The organism is Bradyrhizobium sp. CSA112, from assembly GCF_029051645.1.
Classification (GTDB): Bacteria; Pseudomonadota; Alphaproteobacteria; order Rhizobiales; family Xanthobacteraceae; genus Bradyrhizobium.
In genome coordinates this window covers 418749-438161 of the sequence record NZ_JAACFS010000004.1, presented here as the reverse complement: position 1 = coordinate 438161, position 19413 = coordinate 418749, and the positions used below count along the sequence as shown (strand labels likewise).

Annotated in this window: 19 protein-coding genes; 8 read left to right on the top strand and 11 right to left on the bottom strand. The window is 62.4% G+C overall.

Annotation, left to right across the window (positions count from 1 at the left end):
* Positions 1-50 precede the first annotated feature (50 nt).
* Complete coding sequence (locus GWE18_RS12130; RefSeq protein WP_275185972.1) at positions 51-893, bottom strand: NlpC/P60 family protein; 843 nt, start codon at positions 891-893, stop codon at positions 51-53.
* Positions 886-2268 carry a leucyl aminopeptidase family protein gene (locus GWE18_RS12125; RefSeq protein WP_275185971.1) on the bottom strand — a complete coding sequence of 461 codons (1383 nt, stop codon included), beginning with the start codon at positions 2266-2268 and terminating at the stop codon, positions 886-888. Before GWE18_RS12125 ends, GWE18_RS12130 begins: the two co-directional genes overlap by 8 nt.
* Positions 2269-2405: 137 nt before the next feature.
* Between GWE18_RS12125 and GWE18_RS12120 the strand changes: the two genes are divergently transcribed.
* Complete coding sequence (locus tag GWE18_RS12120) at positions 2406-3242, top strand: tetratricopeptide repeat protein (RefSeq protein ID WP_275185970.1); 837 nt, start codon at positions 2406-2408, stop codon at positions 3240-3242.
* A 232-nt stretch (positions 3243-3474) separates the two neighbouring features.
* Here GWE18_RS12120 and GWE18_RS12115 read toward each other — a convergent pair whose 3' ends face one another.
* The 9 genes from GWE18_RS12115 to GWE18_RS12075 form a co-directional block, all read right to left on the bottom strand.
* On the bottom strand, positions 3475-4449 hold the full coding sequence (locus GWE18_RS12115; protein WP_275185969.1) for a type II secretion system F family protein: 975 nt from the start codon (positions 4447-4449) through the stop codon (positions 3475-3477).
* A gap of 10 nt (positions 4450-4459) precedes the next feature.
* Complete coding sequence (locus tag GWE18_RS12110) at positions 4460-5437, bottom strand: type II secretion system F family protein (protein WP_275185968.1); 978 nt, start codon at positions 5435-5437, stop codon at positions 4460-4462.
* Between the two features lie 8 nt (positions 5438-5445).
* The gene (locus tag GWE18_RS12105) at positions 5446-6912 is read right to left on the bottom strand and encodes a CpaF family protein (protein WP_275185967.1); all 1467 of its coding nucleotides are present in this window, start codon (positions 6910-6912) and stop codon (positions 5446-5448) included.
* Between the two features lie 22 nt (positions 6913-6934).
* Entirely contained in the window at positions 6935-8206 is a 1272-nt protein-coding gene (locus GWE18_RS12100) for an AAA family ATPase (RefSeq protein WP_275185966.1), read from the bottom strand.
* Positions 8203-8943, bottom strand: a complete 741-nt coding sequence (locus GWE18_RS12095; RefSeq protein WP_275185965.1) for a CpaD family pilus assembly protein — start codon at positions 8941-8943, stop codon at positions 8203-8205. The genes GWE18_RS12100 and GWE18_RS12095 overlap by 4 nt, the downstream gene beginning before the upstream one ends.
* Positions 8944-8964: 21 nt before the next feature.
* Entirely contained in the window at positions 8965-10440 is a 1476-nt protein-coding gene (locus tag GWE18_RS12090; RefSeq protein WP_275185963.1) for a type II and III secretion system protein family protein, read from the bottom strand.
* Positions 10441-10457: 17 nt separating this feature from the next.
* Positions 10458-11243: a Flp pilus assembly protein CpaB gene (gene cpaB / locus GWE18_RS12085; protein WP_275185962.1), complete on the bottom strand. Its 786-nt coding sequence runs from the start codon at positions 11241-11243 to the stop codon at positions 10458-10460.
* Between the two features lie 126 nt (positions 11244-11369).
* On the bottom strand, positions 11370-11894 hold the full coding sequence (locus tag GWE18_RS12080; RefSeq protein WP_275185961.1) for a prepilin peptidase: 525 nt from the start codon (positions 11892-11894) through the stop codon (positions 11370-11372).
* A 198-nt stretch (positions 11895-12092) separates the two neighbouring features.
* Positions 12093-12257, bottom strand: a complete 165-nt coding sequence (locus tag GWE18_RS12075) for a Flp family type IVb pilin (RefSeq protein WP_275185960.1) — start codon at positions 12255-12257, stop codon at positions 12093-12095.
* Between the two features lie 308 nt (positions 12258-12565).
* Here GWE18_RS12075 and GWE18_RS12070 point away from each other — a divergent pair, with 308 nt between their 5' ends.
* The 7 genes from GWE18_RS12070 to GWE18_RS12040 all read left to right on the top strand — a co-directional run bounded on the left by GWE18_RS12070 (position 12566) and on the right by GWE18_RS12040 (position 18845).
* Positions 12566-13393: a sterol desaturase family protein gene (locus GWE18_RS12070; RefSeq protein WP_275185959.1), complete on the top strand. Its 828-nt coding sequence runs from the start codon at positions 12566-12568 to the stop codon at positions 13391-13393.
* Positions 13394-13411: 18 nt separating this feature from the next.
* Positions 13412-14869: a hypothetical protein gene (locus GWE18_RS12065; protein ID WP_275185958.1), complete on the top strand. Its 1458-nt coding sequence runs from the start codon at positions 13412-13414 to the stop codon at positions 14867-14869.
* Positions 14866-15906, top strand: a complete 1041-nt coding sequence (locus GWE18_RS12060) for an acyltransferase (RefSeq protein ID WP_275185957.1) — start codon at positions 14866-14868, stop codon at positions 15904-15906. Before GWE18_RS12065 ends, GWE18_RS12060 begins: the two co-directional genes overlap by 4 nt.
* A 59-nt stretch (positions 15907-15965) precedes the next feature.
* Positions 15966-16793 (top strand): sterol desaturase family protein, encoded by an 828-nt coding sequence (locus GWE18_RS12055; protein ID WP_275186009.1) that lies wholly within the window; start codon positions 15966-15968, stop codon positions 16791-16793.
* 136 nt (positions 16794-16929) lie between these two features.
* On the top strand, positions 16930-17430 hold the full coding sequence (locus GWE18_RS12050; protein ID WP_275185956.1) for a pilus assembly protein N-terminal domain-containing protein: 501 nt from the start codon (positions 16930-16932) through the stop codon (positions 17428-17430).
* A gap of 220 nt (positions 17431-17650) precedes the next feature.
* Positions 17651-18205 (top strand): TadE/TadG family type IV pilus assembly protein, encoded by a 555-nt coding sequence (locus tag GWE18_RS12045; protein ID WP_275185955.1) that lies wholly within the window; start codon positions 17651-17653, stop codon positions 18203-18205.
* Between the two features lie 19 nt (positions 18206-18224).
* A complete protein-coding gene (locus GWE18_RS12040) occupies positions 18225-18845 on the top strand; it encodes a TadE/TadG family type IV pilus assembly protein (RefSeq protein WP_275185954.1) in 621 nt (206 codons plus the stop codon).
* Positions 18846-19413 lie beyond the last annotated feature (568 nt).

Sequence of the window (19413 nt, the reverse complement as noted above, 5' to 3'; positions counted from 1 at the left end):
GGAGTACTGGATCACCCGCTTTCGCGGGTGATGACAATAGAGGCCTATAGCTACAGCCGCTTGATCGCCGTCACCTCGCTGCCGGCCGCCTTGATCCGCGCGATCGCTTCGCGCGTGTTCTCCACCACCGTCGCCATATGATGCGCATTGGCGTGGATGATGCTGTCAGCGTCGCGCACGATCGCGACATGGCCCTTCCAGAAGATCAAATCGCCGCGCTGCAGCTTCTGCATCTCGGCAGGATTCAATGCACCGCCTAGGCCGTCCTGCTGCATGTCGCTGTCGCGCGGGCATCCGGTGCCGACGGCGTTCAGCGATACCTGGACGAGACCCGAGCAATCGATGCCGAGTGAGCTCTTGCCGCCCCAGAGATAGGGGGTGCCGGCAAAGCGCTCGGCGACCGCGACGAAATCTTTGTCCATCATGTCGAGGCCACCGACATGGTTGCGCGGCAGATAGAGGCCGTCGCTGGTCACGGCGAACACGCCGTCTTCGCGCGCGACCGTCACCATTGCGCCCATCGGCAGTATCTCGACCGGCGGCAGTTTGATCGACGGCCCGGGAAACGCGAACGTCCGCAACGCCGTGATCTTGTGTGTCGGCGCGGCCGCAGGCCTTGTCAGCGCGGCATCCGGAATCCAGCCGACATAGCCGTCGCCACTCAGTTGCCCCCAGGCAAAGCCTTCGCTGTTGCGGTCGTAGATCGTGACGCGCTCGCCTTTCAGCGCCTGCGTCAGCAGCGCGGCATCGGAGGCCGGCGCCGCGCGCAGCGGCGCGATGGCCTCGGCCACGCAAAATTCTTCGCCGGTGACGAAGCGTGCGGCCTTCACCTTGCCTTCGAGATATTTGGCGGCGACGTCCGGTCGTGCCGGCGTCAGGCGCGGATCATCCATAGCGTTCGCTCAACAGTTTATAGATCGCGCGGGCGGCCTGGCATTCGCCGCCTTCGGGACGCGCCGGTTTTGCGGAAGGCGTCCAGCCGTAGATATCGACATGCAGCCAGCTCTTGGCGTCCGTGACGAAGCGCTGCAGGAACAGCGCGCAGGTGATCGAGCCGGCAAAGCCGCCCGACGGCGCGTTGTTGATGTCGGCGACCTTCGAATCCAGCCAGGAATCGTAAGGCGGCCACAGCGGCATTCGCCACAATGGATCGTTCTCGCGTTTTGCATGAGCTGCGACGTTTTCGGCGAGCGTCTCATCATGGGTGTAAAAGGGCGGTAAATCCGGCCCGAGCGCCACCCGTGCCGCACCCGTCAGGGTGCCGAGGTCAATCAGCAGATCCGGCTTCTCCTCGTCCGCCAGCGCCAAGGCATCCGCCAGCACCAGCCGTCCCTCGGCGTCGGTGTTGCCGATCTCGACGGTCGGCCCCTTGCGCGACTTGAAGATGTCGAGCGGCCGGAAGGCATTGCCGGCCACGGCGTTCTCGACCGCGGGAATCAGGACGCGGAGCCGGACCTTCAGCCTCGCATCCATCACCATCTGCGCCAGCGCCAGCACGTTGGCGGCGCCGCCCATGTCTTTTTTCATGATCAGCATGCCGCTGGACGGTTTTATGTCGAGGCCGCCGGTGTCGAAGCAGACGCCCTTGCCGACCAGTGTCACCTTGGGGTGCGAAGGATCGCCCCAGCTCAGGTCGATCAGGCGCGGGGCGCGCGTCGAGGCCATGCCGACCGCGTGGATTAGCGGAAAATTCTGCTTCACGAGCTCGTCGCCGACGATGCAACTGAACTCGGCGTCGAAGCGCGTCGCCAGTGCCTGCGCGGCGTCCGCCAGTTGCTCCGGCCCCATGTCGTTCGACGGTGTATTGATCAGGTCGCGCGCCAGCGCGGCGGCTTCCGCCATCCGCGCGATATCGCCGACATCGACGCCCTCAGGCGGCACCAGCCGGACCTCGGGCTTTTCCGCCTTGCGGTAGCGGCTGAAGCGATAGCTCCCCAGCGCAAAGGCCAGCGTCGCGAGCCGCGCATCATGCGGCGCGTTGGCAAAGCGATAGACGCCCGGCGGCAGCAGGCCGGGCAGCGCGCCGGGCCGGAACAGGTCGCGGGATTTGCTGCTCTCGTCCTCAAGCCCGAACACGACCTGCGCAATCTGGCCGTCGGGCGCGGGCAGGGCCAGGCATTTGCCGGGCTTGGCGGTGAAATCATTGGCGAGCGCAAACTGCCGGGCCTGCTCGGGAAGGTCCCTGGCGATCTCGCTCCAGGTCGTCTTGGTGGCGAAGGTAATCGGAATAGCGGGGGCGGTAGGCGCGGTCTCGAACGGCGATTGCATGCTTGTCTCGTGAAGGGGACGGGGACAGGGATGGTGCAACTGGCATAGCACGGCCAATTAACGGGCCGTTAGGGTTAACAGTCTATTGCTGGCTCGTTCGGCTCCATTCGTCCGCAATCTCCGTGAGTTGAAGTGCCATGTGTCGACAGTCCAACCCCACCGGGTCTTTTGCCCGGTTCCTGACCACCGCGGCCGTTACGGCGGTTTTGGCCGCAGGCCTTGGCGGCTGCCAGACCATGTCCGACATCACGGGATCGTTGACCTCATCGTCATCAAAGGCGCAAGCCGTTCCCGAAGATCCGCGCCGAGCGGCCGAGGTCTATGGCGAGCGATATCGTGCCAACCCCAAGGATGCCGAGGCAGCACTGGCTTATGGCCAAGCGCTCCGCGCCACCGGCCAGCGGGCGCAGGCCGCCGCCGTGCTCGAACAGGCCACCATCGCCCATCCGGGCAACAAGGCGCTGCTAGCCGCTTACGGCCGCGCGCTCGCCGACAATGGCAATTCGCAGGCCGCCTTCGACGTGCTGAGCCGCGCCCATTCGCCGGCCAATCCCGACTGGCGCATTCTTTCGGCGCAGGGCACCACGCTTGACAAGATGGGCAAGCACGACGAGGCCCGCCGCTATTACGCGAGCGCGCTGAAGATCATGCCGGAAGAGCCGTCGGTGCTGTCCAATCTCGGTCTCTCCTACATGCTGACGCGGGAGCTGCCGCAAGCTGAGGAAACGCTTCGGCGCGCCTATTCCAATCCCCGCGCCGACGCAAGGGTGCGGCAGAACCTGGCGCTCGTGGCCGGTCTGCAGGGCCGCTTCGCGGAAGCGGAGACCATCGCCAAGGGCGACCTGCCGGCCGACGAGGCGGCCGCCAACGTGGCCTACTTGCGGGAAATGCTAAGCCGCAAGGATAAGGACAATTCGCGTCCTCCGGGCAACAAGGCGGCCGTCCCGGTCGCAGCGCTCAACCGGCCGGACTAGAGCTTCGGTTCTGGTTGAACCAGAACGGAAGCTCTAGATTCTCGTTTTGACGCGTTTTCTTCACGCGAACCGGGTATCCACTTCGCTCGAAAGCGCTATAGGCCGGCCGCGAGCCGTCATCGCCAGCGAAGCGGACTTCCCGATATTCAAGGCTGTCTAAGGTCAATCCGGCGCCGCGTGTGCCGTGGCAAGGTTGACGTCGAACGGCGCAGCAGCGGCTGCGCCGATCGCATTATTGAATCATCTGGACCTTGATGTAGGTCGGTCCGAGAATGACGATGAACAGGCACGGCAGGAAGAACAGGATCATCGGTACGGTCAGCTTCGGCGGCAGCGCGGCCGCCTTCTTCTCGGCCTCGGTCATCCGCATGTCGCGGTTTTCCTGCGCCATCACGCGCAGGCTCTGGCCGAGCGGGGTGCCGTAGCGTTCCGACTGCATCAGCGCCAGGCAGACCGATTTCACGCCCTCGAGGCCGGTACGCTTGGCGAGGTTCTCGTAGGCCACCTTGCGGTCCTGCAGGTAGGACAATTCCGCCGTGGTCAGCGCGAATTCCTCCGACAGAGCGATCGATTGCCCCGTGATCTCGGTGGAGACCTTGCGGAAGGCGACTTCCACCGACATGCCGGACTCGATGCAGATCAGCAGGAGGTCGAGCGCGTCGGGAAAGGCGCGCTTGATCGAGAGCTGGCGCTTGCTGATGGCGTTCTTCAGGAACAGCATCGGTGCCTGCAGTCCGAGATAGGCGGCCGCAATGCAAATGCCGAGCTTGATCGTCAACGACTTATCCATCTGCGTGATCACGAACACGTAGAGGGCCGCGCCGACAAACAGCACGATCGGCGTCACTGCGCGGGCGAACAGGAACGTGACATAGGGCGCGTGGCCGCGATAGCCGGCCATGACTAGCTTGTCGCGCGCAGCTTCCTGCGCCAGCCATTTGGTCAGGTTGAAGTCTTCCACCACTTTGGAGACGAGCTGCTTCGGGGTTTGCCGCAGCGATACCTTCTCCGATTTGTTGAGGCGCTCGCGCTCGCGCTGGCGGAGCCGTTCGCGCTCGCTGGCGACCGCCTTCATGCGTTTGGAAAGACCTTCGCCGGCAAACAGCGGCATGATCAGCGTATAGGCGGTCGCGCTCGCCGCGACGGCGGCAAGCAGCATGGTCATGAACCGCGCGTCGTGCATCTTGGCGATCAGAAACTCAATCATAGCCGCACCGTCAGAAGTCGAAATTGATCATTTTTTTCATCACCAGGATACCGATCGTCATCCAGGCGAGGCAGCACACCAGCATGAACTGGCCGATGTGATGGGTCCAAAGCAGCGAGATGTAGTCGGGCGTCGAGATATAGACCATCAGCATCACGGCCGGCGGCAGCGAGCCGATGATGGCTGCGGAGGCCTTGGCTTCCGTCGACATCGCCTGGATCTTTTCCGCCATCTTCTTGCGGTCGCGCAGCACCTTGGAGAGGTTGCCGAGCGCTTCCGACAGGTTACCGCCGGACTTCTGCTGGATCGCGACTACGATGCCGAAGAAGTTCGCCTCCGGCAACGGCATCCGGTCATACAGTCGCGCGCAGGCCTCGCCGAGCGGCATTCCGATGGTCTGGGTTTCGATGATGGCGCTGAACTCGCTCTTGAGCGGCTCCGGCGAGTCGGCGGCGACCACCTTGATGGATTCGAACAGCGGTAGACCTGCCTTGATGCCGCGCACGATGACGTCGACGGCATCGGGGAGCGCCTTCAGAAAGGCCTTCTCGCGGCGTTTCTTGAGATAGTTCAGGGCCCAGCGCGGCAGGCCGAGGCCGGTGGCGAAAGCCATCACGGCGGCGCCCAGCAGGTGGCCGCCGATCACAAAGGCGAGCACGAATCCAACCGCGCCGGAAACGGCTGACATGATCCAGAATTTCTGAGGCGTCCACGATCCCAAACCGGCCTGCGCAAGGCGGGCTGAAAGGGGCACGGACTTGTCCTTCTTGCGGCGGGCGTCGAGTTCCTTCAGCGATCCTTCGACCTGCTCGCGGCGCGAACGCTGGGTTTTTTCGACCTGGCGCGCCGGGGCGTCGGTCCGTGCGATCGAGGCGCGGCGGGATTCGGCCTTCCGCTCGCCCGACAGCGACGGATAGATGAATACCCATGCCAGGCCGCCGATGGCAGTAGCGGCGAGAAAGGCCAGTGCAAGTATCTGCATGCTCATCGCATTCCTCAAACCTTCTCGATGACTTCGGCGGCATCGAGCGCGGCTGCAAGCCGCTTCTCTTCGCCGAAGTATCGCGCCCGTTCCCAGAACCGCGGACGTCCGATCCCGGTCGAGCGGTGCCGCCCGATGATCTTGCCGTTCGCGTCCTCGCCGATCATGTCGTACAGGAATACGTCCTGGGTAATGATGGTATCGCCTTCCATGCCCATCACCTCGGTGATGTGGGTGATGCGGCGTGAACCGTCGCGAAGGCGCGCGGCCTGCACGATGACGTCGATCGAGGCGCAGATCATTTCGCGGATGGTCCGCGAGGGCAGCGAGAAGCCGCCCATCGTGATCATCGATTCGCAGCGCGACAGGGCTTCGCGGGGATTGTTGGCGTGCAGCGTTCCCATCGAGCCGTCGTGGCCGGTGTTCATGGCCTGCAGCAGGTCGAACGCTTCTGGTCCGCGGACTTCGCCGACGATGATGCGCTCGGGACGCATACGCAGGCAGTTGCGGACCAGCTCGCGCATCGTGATCTGGCCTTCGCCTTCGATGTTGGGCGGGCGGGTTTCGAGCCGCACCACGTGAGGCTGCTGGAGCTGAAGTTCGGCGGCGTCTTCGCAGGTGATGACGCGCTCGTCGTGTTCGATGAACTGGGTCAGGCAGTTCAACAGCGTGGTCTTGCCGGAGCCGGTGCCGCCCGAGATCAGCACGTTGCAGCGGACACGGCCGATGATCTGCAGGATCGTCGCGCCTTCCGGCGAGATCGCGCCGAACTTGACCAGTTGGTCGAGCGTCAACTTGTCCTTCTTGAACTTACGAATGGTGAGGGCAGGCCCGTCGATCGCCAGCGGCGGAACGATGGCGTTGACGCGTGAGCCGTCGGCGAGGCGGGCGTCGCAGATCGGCGAGGATTCGTCGACGCGGCGGCCGACCTGGCTGACGATGCGCTGGCAGATGTTGAGAAGCTGCTGGTTATCGCGGAAACGGATGCCGGTCTTCTGGATCTTGCCGGCGACTTCGATGAACACCGTGCCGGCGCCGTTGACCATGATGTCGGCGATGTCGTCGCGCGACAACAGCGGCTCCAGCGGGCCGTAGCCGAGCACGTCGTTGCAGATGTCGTCGAGCAGCTCTTCCTGCTCGGCAATCGACATCACGATGTTCTTGATCGCGATGATTTCGTTGACGATGTCGCGGATTTCTTCGCGCGCCGACTCGCCGTCCAGCTTGGCAAGCTGGGCGAGGTCGATCGCCTCGATCAGGGCACCGAAGATGGTCGCCTTGACCTGGTAGTAATTGTCGGACCGCCGCGCCTCCATGGCAGGGGCGGGCGGTGGCGCCTTCATCGGAGCGATTGGAGGCGAAGCGACGGCCGGCGCGGCCATCTCGCGCGCAACGGCCGGCGCTGAAGCCGGCTCCGGCGCCTGAATGGCGGGCTTCAATACCCGCGTATCACTATCATTTCCACTACGCTTACCGAACACGATGGCACTCCATGCGGGTGACCTATTTCTTGGCCCGCAACTTCTCGATCAGAGGTGACAACAACGAACTCTTGGGCTTCTTGGTCTCGCCGCGGCCGGTGAGCCGCTGCGCAATCTGCAGGAACATTTCGGTGGTGCGATGTGTGGCGGAGATTTCCGCGATCATCTGGCCATTGTTCGCGGCCGATCCGAACATCTGCGGCTCGAACGGGATGGTAGCGATCGGCTGGCTTTCGATTGCCTTGGCGAACTCGCTGGCGGGGATCTCCGGCCGTTTCGGGACACCGACCTGGTTCAGGCAATAAAGCGGAACGCGATCGTTTGGCCGCGATGCCTTCAGGAGATCGAAGATGTTCTTCGTGTTGCGCAGATTCGCCAGATCGGGCGCCGCGACGATCAGAATATCGTCGGCTGCAATCAGGGCACGCTTGGTCCATCCCGACCATTGATGGGGAACGTCGAGCACGATGCAGGGCATCGTGGTGCGAAGCGTATCGAAGATCGAATCGAACGCCTCGGCGCCGAAATCGTAGACCCGGTCCAGCGTAGCCGGCGCGGCCAGCAGACTGAGGTGGTCGGTGCATTTCGACAGCAGGCGGTCGAGGAACGCGGTATCGACCCGATCGGGCGAGAACACCGCGTCCGCAATGCCCTGCGGCGGGTCCTGGTTGTAGTCGAGGCCGGCGGTGCCGAAAGCGAGGTCGAGGTCGGCGACCACGGAGTCCAGCGCCAGATCGCGTGCGATCGCCCAGGCGACGTTGTGCGCGACGGTGGATGCGCCGACGCCGCCCTTGGCGCCGACGATGGCGATGATGCGGCCAACGGCCTTGGCTTCCGGCGACGAAAACAGGTTACAGACCGAGCGCACGACGTCGATGGCGCTGACCGGAGCGATGACGTAGTCGCTGACGCCGCGGCGGACCAGTTCGCGATAGAGCATGACATCGTTGATGCGGCCGATCACGATCACGCGGGTCCCGGCGTCGCAAACGGTGGCAAGCTGGTCGAGGCCGTTGAGAATGTCGTTGCGGCCTTCGGTCTCCAGGATGATGACGTTCGGGGTCGGGGCCGAGCGGTAGGCCTCGATGGCAGCGGCCATGCCGCCCATCTGGATCTTGAGATGAGCCTTGCCGAGGCGGCGGTCTTCGCCCGCCGCCTGCACGGCAGCCGCGGTTTCCACCGTCTCGCAGAACGCCTGTACCGACACCCGCGGCGCCGGCGCGATGTGATCCTCGGTAGACGGCGCCGTGATATGCGGCTGCTGGTCTGTATTCTGTCGCTCGTAAGTGATCATTTGCCGGTATCGCTGAGTTTGGCCTTGTCGCTGTCGGGGTAGACGGTCGCCGTGGACAAGCCCTTGCGATATTTCTCGAAGGCAACGCTACGGCGAGGCGTATAGGCTGGGGTTTCGGAACGCGGCTGCACGAGATCAGACGGATTGTCGACCATCGCCGCCAGATTGCGCTGGTTGGAGCAGCCGAAATTGTAATACTGTTTGTTGTCGAAATAGCCCTTGTTGTGGATCGACGGTCCGATGTCCTCCGGCCACAGCCCGCATGGGCCGGCCACCGCCGAGATCTTCGGATAGTTGAGGCGGATCGCGGCCATGTGCCTGGGGTCCTCGGGGCGATACTGCCGGACATTGACCGCGCGCGGCGGCACGCCGGCGGCCGAGAAGGTCGCCTGGATCTCGCGCAATGAATCCTCGGCCGCCCGTGCGTTCGGAGTATTGACGGGCACGTCGACGCTGATCGCGCCGGTGCCTTCGCGAAGCCAGGATTGAGCCAGGCCCATCACGTCGGCGCGTTGCGAGGCGGAAAGGCCGCCGCGGCCGCGGCCGACGAAAACGACGATCGAGCGGTCGGCTTCCTGGACCGCGATCGGATGACGCTGGCGAACGTCGTCAGGCACGCCCGCCGTCGTCACGACCTCGGTGGTGTGCTTGCAGGCGCCAAGCGCCACGGAAAGACCGATCAGCGCTCCCGTTAGCCGGAGGGCGCGCCTGAGATCGGCGAGTCTTATGGATTTCATCCTGGGTGTCATCGTCCCGCCTCAGTCCGTGATAAAGCCGTAGGTGCCGCGATAATTCCGTGCCTTCTCGACCCGGCCCGGAACGCCGTAGATGCGATTGATGCTGCCGAGCAGATCGGCCTGCGGGTCGGATGCGCTGGCAAAGCCGTCATCGGGACGCGACAGATCCTTCTGCGCTACTGCACGCACCACATAGGGCGTGACCAGAACCATCAGTTCGGTCTGGTTGTTGACGTAATCGCGGCTGCGGAACAGCGTGCCGAGAACCGGCAATTGCGACAGACCGGGGAGGCCGTTGACGGCCTGCTTGGTCTGGTCCGCAATCAGGCCCGCCATCGCCATCGCGCCGCCCGAGGGAATTTCCAGGGTGGTTTCGGCGCGGCGGGTCTTGACCGAGGGGATGGTCAGCGAGTTCGTCGAGTTATTGCTGAGAGACTGCGTCAGCGTGATCGAGTTGTCGTTCGACAGTTCCGACACTTCCGTCATGACGCGAAGGCTGATCCGGCCTTCGGCCAGCACGACCGGAGTGAAGTTGAGCGAAATACCGAATTTCTTGAACGAGATCTGGGTCTGACAGACGCGCGTGAGCGGATCGCAGGAATAGCCTGCGGGAACGGGAAACTCGCCGCCGGCAATGAAGGTCGCGGATTCGCCGGAGATCGCGGTCAGATTGGGTTCAGCCAAGGTGCGCACGACGCCGGCGCTCTCCATCGCGCGGAGCGTAGCCGTGACCGAAGGCATGCTTCCAAACGATGTCTGTAGCGCGTTGGCCGCGACCGCGGGACGGCCGAGAGCGGTGAACGGGTTGGAGTTGTTGAAATTCACAACCGCAGTGCCGTAGTTCATGTTGGCAGTGAGATCGATACCCAACTGCTTGATGATGCTGCGGGCGACTTCGGCGACCGTGACTTTCAGCATTACCTGGTCGCGGCCACGGACAGCGATCGAATTGACGACCTTTTCAGTGCCGCCCACGAGGCGGGCAGCAATATCGGCGGCCTGCTGCGCTTCGATCGGGCTCGCCGCGGTGCCGGTCAATATCACCCCGTCACCGACGCCATCGATCAGGATCTCCGAATTCGGCATCGACTGTTTCAGCGCGGCGCGCACGCCGTTGAGGTCGCGCTTGACGGCGATGTCATAGGCCGCGATCTGAGTGCCGGTCGAATCGAAGAAGATGATGTTGGTCTGGCCGACCGCGGCGCCGATGATATAGGCGCGCTGGGTCGAGCGGACGACGGCGTTGGCGATCTTCGGATCGGCGACCAGCACGTCCTTGATTTCCCGCGGCAGGTCGATCACGATCGATTTGCCGATCCCGAGCGAAACGAACCGCGCGTTCATCTGCCCGTCGGCAGCGACCGGCGCAGCAGCGCGATAGTCGCTCGCCACCACCGGCGTCAGCGCCGGATTGAGCGTGAGTGCAGCCACGGCCGAAAACGACAGGGCGCGGACGATGAACGTTCGCATCATCGGCTGAACTTCCCTGCACTTCATATCGTGCGTCCTTTCGGTCACTTCTGCATCGTCTGCTGGCTGGCAACGCCGTAACGAATGACGTTGAGGTTTTCGCCGCGCTTGTTGAGTTGCTGTTCGTCCGGGTTCTCGACCGTCTTGATGTCGGCGATGCTGCGCAGCGCCAGCGTCAGCGTGCCGCTCTGGCGCGATCGCGCCAGCATTTCGGCCTGCTCGGGCTTCAGTTCGAGGGTGACGGTCCTGCCGACCAGCGCGTTGGCGCCTTCTTTTTCTTTTGGCGCCTGGTCGATTGCGAGAACGCGGACATTGCTGAGGATGATCTCCGAAACCGGGACATCCGAGGCTGCCGGATTCTTGTCGCGCTTGGTAAGAATCACGTCGACGCGGTCGTTCGGCAGGATGAAGCCGCCGGCGCCGGTTTCCGGGGAAATTTCGGTGGCAATGGCCCGGTAGCCGGCGGGCAGGATCGCCGCCATGAAGCCGGAGCCGTCGGCCTTCACCAGCTTCTGTTCGCGAATCGGTTCGCCCGCGATGAATGGCGCGCGCGCGATGGAGCCTGTGATCTCGTTGATGGCGTCGGCCTTGCTGGCGCGGCTGATGAAGTTGCTGGCGGTCGCGGCCGGCCAGGTCTGCCATTGCAGATCGTCCGGCTTGACCGACTGGCCAAGGCCGATATCCGATTTGGCGACGAGAATATCAACGGTCTGCAGCTGCGCGACCGGCTGGGCCGGCGCAGGCTTGTCGCCGGCCCCGCTGGCGAGATATGCGGCAATGCCGCCGGCGCCGAGAGCGATGGCCATGACCACAATGCGTGGCTTATTCATACGCTTCACTTTCCACATTACGCTGCGACGCTTCCGTCGCCGTGATGGGAGTTGACCAGCTATTCGTCAAAGCATGGTTAATGAGGCGTGTGTAAATTGCCTTAACGGAAAGTTAGCGGCGTTGGATCAGCGCATGGCGAGGTGCGCGAGGTCGATCGCCTTGATCCATTGGGTCTCCGGATAGACGATCAGCGCGCCGAGGGCGAGCGCGATGCCGTAGGGAATCCCGCTCTGCTTGTCGTGCAGCCGGTTCAGCCAGGCTTGTCCCGCAAGCGGGTAGGGCAGCGGCCATTGCCGGAATTGAATCAGCAGGATCGTCAGCGCCCCGCCGAGCAGCGAGGCATAGACTAGATAATTGAGGAGATGGTCGAAACCGAACCAGAGCGCCACGCTGGCCGCGACCTTGGCGTCGCCGCCGCCAACCCATCCCATCGCGAAGCAGGCAAAGGCCACCACCAGGACGGCTGCGCCGGCGCCGAAATGCATGAGGATGTCGTGCAGGCCCATGCCGCCCAGCACCGCGAGCGCCACAAACCCGGCGATCAGCGCCAGCGATACCCGGTTCGAAATCGTCATCGTGAACAGGTCGCTCGCGGCTGCAAACGCCATCAGGGCCGGAAACAGCAGTAGGCGGGCGGTATCGAGGATCATGAATTCACGCGGGGCTGCGGTTGACCGGGCTCGAGGCCCTGGCCGAGCCTAGTCATGAGAAGTGAACAATCGGGAAACGCCGGAAATTGCACGTTCGAACCATATCCTATGGCGGCTAGTTGGTTCCTGCATGCTTTGAAAAAAAACGATAAAGGCCCCGGCAAGCCGGGGCCTTTAAAGCTAGCTCGCAACCGTCGCTTACTTCAGCGACGACGAGACCTCGTTGAATTTGGTCGACAGCGAGGTGCCGAGGCCGTTGACGACGGTGATGATCGCGATCGAGATGCCGGCGGCGATCAGGCCGTATTCGATGGCGGTGGCGCCGGACTCATCCTTCACGAAACGCGAAACGAGATTCTTCATAGATGATAACTCCTGTGTACACACGTGGCTGGTCGAACTTAAGTTTGGTCTTGCCGGCGTTCTCAGCACCGCGACCATGGCGTCACCCTAGGGTGCGACAATTTCGGCGCAGTTAATGCGACCGCGCAAAAATGCTTGGAACTTGCTGTTCTTGAGCACAGTAAACACCGCATTAAGGCGTTCGACTAAATGCAAACGGACTGCGAAGGATCGCTCGTCGTCGCGCTATGTGTCGGTCGGCTCCTTTGATTCACGGCTCCTTAAGCGCGAGCAGATACCCCTGACGTCTCCGATCGAACGAGGCCGTCATGTCCAGCTTGCCAATGGAAGTCATCGAGGTCGTAGGCCAGACGATGGCGAAGGTCGTTCCGGTCACGATCGCGCTCGCGCTCGTGTTCACGGTGCTCTCGCATTTCTGGGCCTGCAATCCGGGCAAACCCTGGTGGCGCAAGCGCGAACTCATCACCGACATCTGCTACTGGTTCTTCGTGCCGGTATTTGCGCGCATCTTCCGCATCGGGCTGCTGGTGCTCGGCGCCGCCGTCCTCTTCAACATTCATGAGGCCGACGAACTGATCGCATTCTACGACAATGGTCATGGGCCGCTGGCGCAGCTTCCGCTCTGGGTGCAGGCGCTGTTATTCCTCGTTGCATCAGACTTCATGCTGTACTGGCTGCACCGCATGTTTCACGGCGGCGGGTTCTGGAAATACCATGCCATCCATCATTCCTCTGAAGATCTCGAGTGGATCTCCGCGGCGCGTTTCCACCCCGTCAACCTGTTCATCGGAACGATCCTGGTCGACGTCATCCTGCTGATCGCGGGCATTTCTCCCAACATCATGCTATGGGTTGGGCCGTTCACCACCTTCCACTCCGCCTTCGTTCACGCCAACCTGAACTGGACGCTCGGCCCCTTCAAATATGTGCTTGCCACGCCGGTCTTCCATCGCTGGCATCACACATCGGTTGAGGAGGGCGGCAATACCAATTTCGCGGGCACCTTCCCGCTCTGGGACATCCTGTTCGGAACGTTCCGCATGCCGGAGAACCGGCTGCCCGACAATTACGGTGTGGACGATCAGGAGATCCCCAACGAGATCGCCGGGCAACTGGCCTATCCATTCCGTCAATAGTCCGGCCGGTAATTTCGCATGAGCACTGAAGCCGGAGCGATCCAGCGGGAGAAAGCCTTCAGCCTTGCCGACGTCCCGGCATGGCTCTGGGTCGGAATTGGCGTCTACGTGCTGCTGCTGATTGGCGGACGGGCGCTTCTGAACGATTCCGATACCTACTGGCAGATCGCCGTGGGCCAGTGGATTCTCGATCACCACGCGATGCCGCGTGTCGACATCTATTCCTTCACCAAGACGGGCGAGCCGTGGACATCGTCGTCCTGGCTGGCGCAGGTTTTGTATGCGACGAGCTACAATCTGGCGGGCTGGACGGGGCCGGTGACTCTCGCAGCTAGCTGCATCGCCGCGACCTTCGCCTTGTTCACCCATATTCTCAGCCGTCGTATTCCCGCGGCCTATGCGGTCGCCATCGCGGCGGCGGCGCTGGCGCTTTCGACGGGGCATTTTCTGGCGCGCCCGCATGTGCTGGTGCTGCCGATCATGCTTGCGTGGGCGAACGGGCTGCTGTCGGCGAGCGAGCGCGGCCAGGCGCCGTCGCCATGGCTGCTGCCGTTGATGGCGTTGTGGGCGAACCTGCATGGCGGATTCGTGTTTGGCCTGGTGCTGGTCGGCGCGTTCGCGCTCGATGCGCTGTGGAATGCCGATCGCGCACAGCGAAAGTCGGTGGTGCTGGGCTGGGCGGCGTTCGGCATCGGCGCGCTGGTAGCCTGCTGCGCCACGCCTTACGGGTGGGGATCGATCCTCGCTGCACGCAAGATCCTCGATCTCGGAGAACTCTTGCACCTGATCTATGAATGGATGCCGGCGGACTTCAGTAAATTCGGCGCGTTCGAGATGGCGATTCTCACGCTGATCGGCGGCGCGCTTTATGGCGGCGTCAAGCTCACGCCGCCGCGGATCGCGCTGGTGCTGGGCCTGCTGCACATGGCGCTGTCGCATGTCAGGAATGTCGAGATCTTCGCACTGCTGCTGCCGATCGTGGTGCTCGCGCCGGTGGCGTCTCAGTTCGCGCTGCGACCGGCCTGGCTCGCCCGCTCCGGGGCCCCGATGCCCGTGATGGCGGCGGTGATGGTCCTGCTCGGCGGCTGGACATGGCTGCTTGCGGCCAACACCACTTTTGCACCGCCCGAAAACCATTCGCCCGCTATGGCCGTTGATGCGCTGAAGGCGCATAGTCCCAAGCGGGTCCTCAACGATCTTCCCTTCGGCGGCTATCTGATCTGGCAACAGATCCCCGTATTCGTCGACGGGCGCGCCGAGCTCTATGGCGAAGCCTTCGACGTGGCCTACTACCGCGCCATGCAGCTCAAGGACGTCAACCAGCTTCTCGACATTCTCAAGAAATGGGACATCGACGCCGTGCTGCTGACGCCGTCTACGCCTGCGGTCGGCCTGCTCGACCATATCGGCGGCTGGCAGCGCGCCTACGCCGACGAGAACGCCGTGCTGCACGTTCGTACCGTCGGCAGGCCATGACACAGCGCAACCAATCGCTGGATCTTTTGCGTGGTGTGGCCATCCTGCTCGTCGTCCTGGTGCACTGCCAGGGAGAGTCCAGAGACGTCGTTCCCGGCCTGAGCTGGGTTGCCAATGAGTATGGCAGGCTCGGCGTCCAGCTCTTTTTCATCGTCAGCGGCTATACGATGATGCTGACGTTTGGCGATAGGATCGATCTTGCCGCGGCCCGCTCGTTTTATATCCGGCGCGTCTTCAGGATCGCGCCGCTGTTCTGGCTCGCCATTGTTTTTTATATGCTGGTGACACGAGGCCGCGGCATTACAAATTTTGCGCCTGACGGCGTCGGCATAAGCGATGTGCTGCTGACGTTCTTCTTCCTGCATTGGAGCAGTGTCACCGCCTACAATTCGGTCGTTCCGGGCGGCTGGAGCATTGCGGTGGAGATGCAGTTCTATCTGCTGTTTCCGCTTCTGGTCTATCTGTTCCGCCGGCGTAACGGCGCCATGCTGTGCTACGCGTTGATCGCGCTTGTGAGCGTCATCGGGCAATTTGTCGTTGAGCCCTACCTGATTCCGCGGCTGGCGGCGTCGCTGCCCGCCAGCCAAGCGCATCTGGCTGAAGACGTCGTCACGAGCTGGCTGCCGCGCCAGGCGATCTGCTTCGGCTTCGGCATCCTGCTGTACGACTATATCGAGTTGAAGAACAGGCCGACATTCGGCGCGCTGTTTCTGGTCGGCGCTTCGCTAATGTCTCCCGAAGTCGCGCTGCTGGCTGCACTCGCCTTCGGTGTCTTGATCTCGAACGTCTCGCTGTCGTGGATGACGGTGTTGGGAAGGCACTCTTACGCCATCTATCTCGCTCATTTCGCCGTGATGTCCGCCATATTCACGCTCTTCCCGATGGGCTCGCTGCCGCTGTTCGTGCTGGTCTCCGCCGCGTCGCTGGCATTCAGTTATCATCTGATCGAGCCCCGGATCGAGCGTCGCTTCAATCGGCTGGGTCACGCACTGGCGTCGGTAGATCGTGCGCCGAAAGCCGTCGTGGCGGTCTCCTGAAGCCCTCGATGGACGTGCGAACTGGCGGCGAGGCCGAGCTTCTGGTACGCCGGGTCGAAATGAACCTGCCGACCGAAATCGTCGAAATGCTCGGCCAGACCTTGGCCAAGGTGGCGCCGGTCACGATCGCGCTGGCGCTCGTGTTCTCGGTGCTGGCGCATTTCTGGGCCTGCAATCCCGGCAAGCCGTGGTGGCGCAAGCGCGAACTCGTCACCGACGTCTGCTACTGGTTCCTGGTGCCGCTGTTCGCACGCGTGTTTCGCGTCGGGCTATTGGTGCTAGGCGCCGCCCTGGTGTTTGGAATTCGCGACGCCGACGAACTGATCGCCTTTTACGACAACGGCCATGGCCCGCTGTCGAGGCTGCCATTGTGGCTGCAGGCAATCCTGTTCCTGGTCGCAGCCGATTTCATGATGTACTGGCTGCACCGCATGTTCCATCGCGGCGGGTTCTGGAAATACCACGCCATCCACCATTCGTCGGAAGATGTGGACTGGATCTCGGCGGCGCGCTTTCACCCCGTCAACCTGCTGTTAGGTACCATCGGGATCGATGTCGTGCTGCTGATGGCTGGCATTTCGCCGGGCGTGATGCTCTGGCTCGGGCCGTTCAACATCTTCCACTCGGCCTTCGTTCACGCCAACCTCAACTGGACGCTCGGCCCGTTCAAATACGTCGTGGCGACACCGGTGTTTCACCGCTGGCACCACACATCCCGCGAGGAGGGCGGCGATACGAATTTCGCGGGCACCTTTCCGCTCTGGGACGTCCTGTTCGGGACCTTCCGGATGCCGGAAGGCGCGCTGCCGGACCATTATGGCATAGACGACCAGCCCTCGTTTCCCCGCGAAATCATCGGACAACTGGCCTATCCGTTCCGCAAGTAGACGGGTCGCGGATTTCTTACGCCATTTCGGGGCCTATTTGCCCTTTGTTCATGAATTGTCGTCAGATTCACCCGTGTCGGGCGCCGGTTCCGCTGCGTATCGCCTTTGCCGGCTTGTTGATGCCCCGGGGTAGAGTATGTCGTTCAAGGTTCAGCGTATTCGCGCACGCGCGCGTTTTGGATTGCGTTCCCTCGCCGCAGGATTCCTGCTGTGGCCGGCCGTCTGCCTGGCTTCGCCCGATCCCGACCGTATCGCCGTCTATGTCGATCAGGCAAAGCTCGTGAAGCTTCCTGCCAAGGTCTCCACCATCGTGGTCGGAAACCCGCTGATCGCGGACGTGACCCTGCAGAGCGGCGGCATCGTCGTTGTCACCGGCAAGGGCTACGGTGCGACCAATTTCATCGCCATGGACCGCAACGGCGAGGTGCTGGTCGACCGCCAGATCCAGGTCGAAGGCCCGACCGATCAGCTCGTCACCGTCTACCGCGGCGTCGAGCGCGAATCCTATAGCTGCATGCCGATCTGCCAGCGCCGGGTTACCCTGGGCGACGGCGAGACCTACTTCAAATCGGCGATCGACCAGGCCGGTACTCTCAGCGGTCAAGCCGCCAGCGCCGGGACCAAATCGGCGAACTGAGCTCTTCGGTTCTAATTGAATCAGAACCGAAACCGCAGTCGGCGTATCAGGCACATTATCCTGTCCGCGAATCGATCTCGGCCCGCACAGGGCCGTTTCGAAGAGAGTTAACGTCCGGTTAGCGGGCCGGGCCGCTCTGCCTCGATTCGACGAAACACTTCCACAATCACTTTCAGGTAGCTCTTGCAGGCGGATAATCGCTGCCGTCTGGGGATTTTCGATGTCGTCACCCGCTGCTGCAACAGTCTCTGTTAGAAATGTATTACGCCGATTTCGCCGCAACCGACGGGGCTCGGCCGCCGTCGAGTTCGCGCTGGTTGCGCCGTTGTTCTTCGCCGTGCTGTTTGCGATTGTCGAGGCGGCGATTGTGTTTTTTGCAGGCCAGATTCTGGAACAGGGAACGGCGGAAAGCGCGCGGCTGATGATGACGCGTCAGGCCCAGGACAGCGGCATGGACGAAACCGCGTTCAAGACGGACCTCTGCAATCGCATCAAGGTGTTGTTCAACTGCTACGGCAATCCGGCCAGCATTACCGTGGATGTGAAGGTCTTTACCCCGGGCACCAAGATCACGATTACCGATCCGATCGTCAATGGAAGCCTGAGCGGAACTTTCTCATATTCTCTGCCGCCATCGGGCTCTCCCAATACCATCGTCGTTCGCGCCTTTTATCAATGGCCGCTGTTCGTCACCGGACTCGGCTTCAACTTCGCAAATCTCAGCGGCAGCAAGCGGCTGCTCGCTGCGACCGCCGCTTTTCATGTAGAGCCCTGATGCGATGATGGTGTCCCCGATGCAGAAGATGTCGCTTCGCGTGCGCGGCTTGTTGGATGATCGCAGCGGTCTTGCGGCGGTCGAGTTTGCCATGATTTTTCCGATCATGCTGGTGATGTTCTTCGGAGTGGTCGAGCTTTCGGCGGCCATTTCTGCGTATCGCAAGACCATCCTTGCAGCGCGAACGCTTTCCGATCTGACGTCTCAGATGAAGAGTGTGGCGGATGTCGATCTCAAGAATTTTGGTGAAGCGGCAAAGGCGACCATGACACCTTACCCGCCATCGCCGTTGATATCCTCGATTACGGAGGTTTACGTCGATCAAACGACGGGCGTTGCTCGGGTTCAGTGGAGCAAGGGGCTGACGATCGATGCATCAGGCAACGTCGATATCGCGCCGACGGCGCCTCATAACCCGGGTGACGTTGTGCCGCTACCGTCAACTCTCACCGCGGCCAAGGGGACATACGTGATCTGGAGCGAGGTCAGCTACAAATATACGCCGGCCGTCGGTTATATGCTGGCGAAGACTGGCCTCACCGTGAAGGATGCCGCGTTCACGCGTCCGCGCCTGGTGCTTTGCGTTATATATCCGACGCCCTCGGGTAGCCTTCCCAAAGAATGTCCGCCGCCGGTGTGACGGCAGTAGTCTCGGACAACCGTCGCAACTTGCACTGTTCACCGTGACCTTCTCTTGGAGGAGGATCGGCGCTGTTTTGTGAGGCTAAATTGGTTCAGGCTTCGGCAAGGGGAGCTGATCCGTGCATTCGAAAGCAGCCCCGTGCGGCAGCGTTGCAATTCAGTGCGGATGCGTCCAGCCCTCCACTGACCGACACGCGGCGCCTTTGCCCACGCCACCGTGGGACTTCAACGGCTGGTACATGATCCAGGAAAGTGGGGAAGCCCGTTTTCCCTCGGGAGCGTTTGCCCGGAGGTCATACTCAAAGAAAGACATCGGATCCTCATCCGACTGATCGGATCAGGATCTAAAGTGCGCGCCAGCAATGCAGAATTTCTGCATCTATCGTTTGCCTGGCCGCCGAACGGACAAACCTCAATCTCCTCGTGGTCGTTCCGGGCGCCTTGCCGTCTGGGATAGAACGCTAGAAAAAACGCTGGCCGCATGGGACCAAGGCCATCCGCCGTCGTGGCCGATTTTGAAGACGGGCCTCGCCGGCCGAACAGCCCCATTAAGGAGCTGATGGCCG

What these genes read in the sequence shown, in the direction of transcription:
- GWE18_RS12130 (WP_275185972.1), bottom strand. Translation starts at nt 893, where the DNA reads ATGGATGATCCGCGCCTGACGCCGGCACGACCGGACGTCGCCGCCAAA.
- GWE18_RS12125 (WP_275185971.1), bottom strand. Translation starts at nt 2,268, where the DNA reads ATGCAATCGCCGTTCGAGACCGCGCCTACCGCCCCCGCTATTCCGATT.
- GWE18_RS12120 (WP_275185970.1), top strand. Translation starts at nt 2,406, where the DNA reads ATGTGTCGACAGTCCAACCCCACCGGGTCTTTTGCCCGGTTCCTGACC.
- GWE18_RS12115 (WP_275185969.1), bottom strand. Translation starts at nt 4,449, where the DNA reads ATGATTGAGTTTCTGATCGCCAAGATGCACGACGCGCGGTTCATGACC.
- GWE18_RS12110 (WP_275185968.1), bottom strand. Translation starts at nt 5,437, where the DNA reads ATGAGCATGCAGATACTTGCACTGGCCTTTCTCGCCGCTACTGCCATC.
- GWE18_RS12100 (WP_275185966.1), bottom strand. Translation starts at nt 8,206, where the DNA reads ATGATCACTTACGAGCGACAGAATACAGACCAGCAGCCGCATATCACG.
- GWE18_RS12095 (WP_275185965.1), bottom strand. Translation starts at nt 8,943, where the DNA reads ATGAAATCCATAAGACTCGCCGATCTCAGGCGCGCCCTCCGGCTAACG.
- GWE18_RS12090 (WP_275185963.1), bottom strand. Translation starts at nt 10,440, where the DNA reads ATGAAGTGCAGGGAAGTTCAGCCGATGATGCGAACGTTCATCGTCCGC.
- cpaB (WP_275185962.1), bottom strand. Translation starts at nt 11,243, where the DNA reads ATGAATAAGCCACGCATTGTGGTCATGGCCATCGCTCTCGGCGCCGGC.
- GWE18_RS12080 (WP_275185961.1), bottom strand. Translation starts at nt 11,894, where the DNA reads ATGATCCTCGATACCGCCCGCCTACTGCTGTTTCCGGCCCTGATGGCG.
- GWE18_RS12075 (WP_275185960.1), bottom strand. Translation starts at nt 12,257, where the DNA reads ATGAAGAATCTCGTTTCGCGTTTCGTGAAGGATGAGTCCGGCGCCACC.
- GWE18_RS12070 (WP_275185959.1), top strand. Translation starts at nt 12,566, where the DNA reads ATGTCCAGCTTGCCAATGGAAGTCATCGAGGTCGTAGGCCAGACGATG.
- GWE18_RS12065 (WP_275185958.1), top strand. Translation starts at nt 13,412, where the DNA reads ATGAGCACTGAAGCCGGAGCGATCCAGCGGGAGAAAGCCTTCAGCCTT.
- GWE18_RS12060 (WP_275185957.1), top strand. Translation starts at nt 14,866, where the DNA reads ATGACACAGCGCAACCAATCGCTGGATCTTTTGCGTGGTGTGGCCATC.
- GWE18_RS12055 (WP_275186009.1), top strand. Translation starts at nt 15,966, where the DNA reads ATGAACCTGCCGACCGAAATCGTCGAAATGCTCGGCCAGACCTTGGCC.
- GWE18_RS12050 (WP_275185956.1), top strand. Translation starts at nt 16,930, where the DNA reads ATGTCGTTCAAGGTTCAGCGTATTCGCGCACGCGCGCGTTTTGGATTG.
- GWE18_RS12045 (WP_275185955.1), top strand. Translation starts at nt 17,651, where the DNA reads ATGTCGTCACCCGCTGCTGCAACAGTCTCTGTTAGAAATGTATTACGC.
- GWE18_RS12040 (WP_275185954.1), top strand. Translation starts at nt 18,225, where the DNA reads ATGCAGAAGATGTCGCTTCGCGTGCGCGGCTTGTTGGATGATCGCAGC.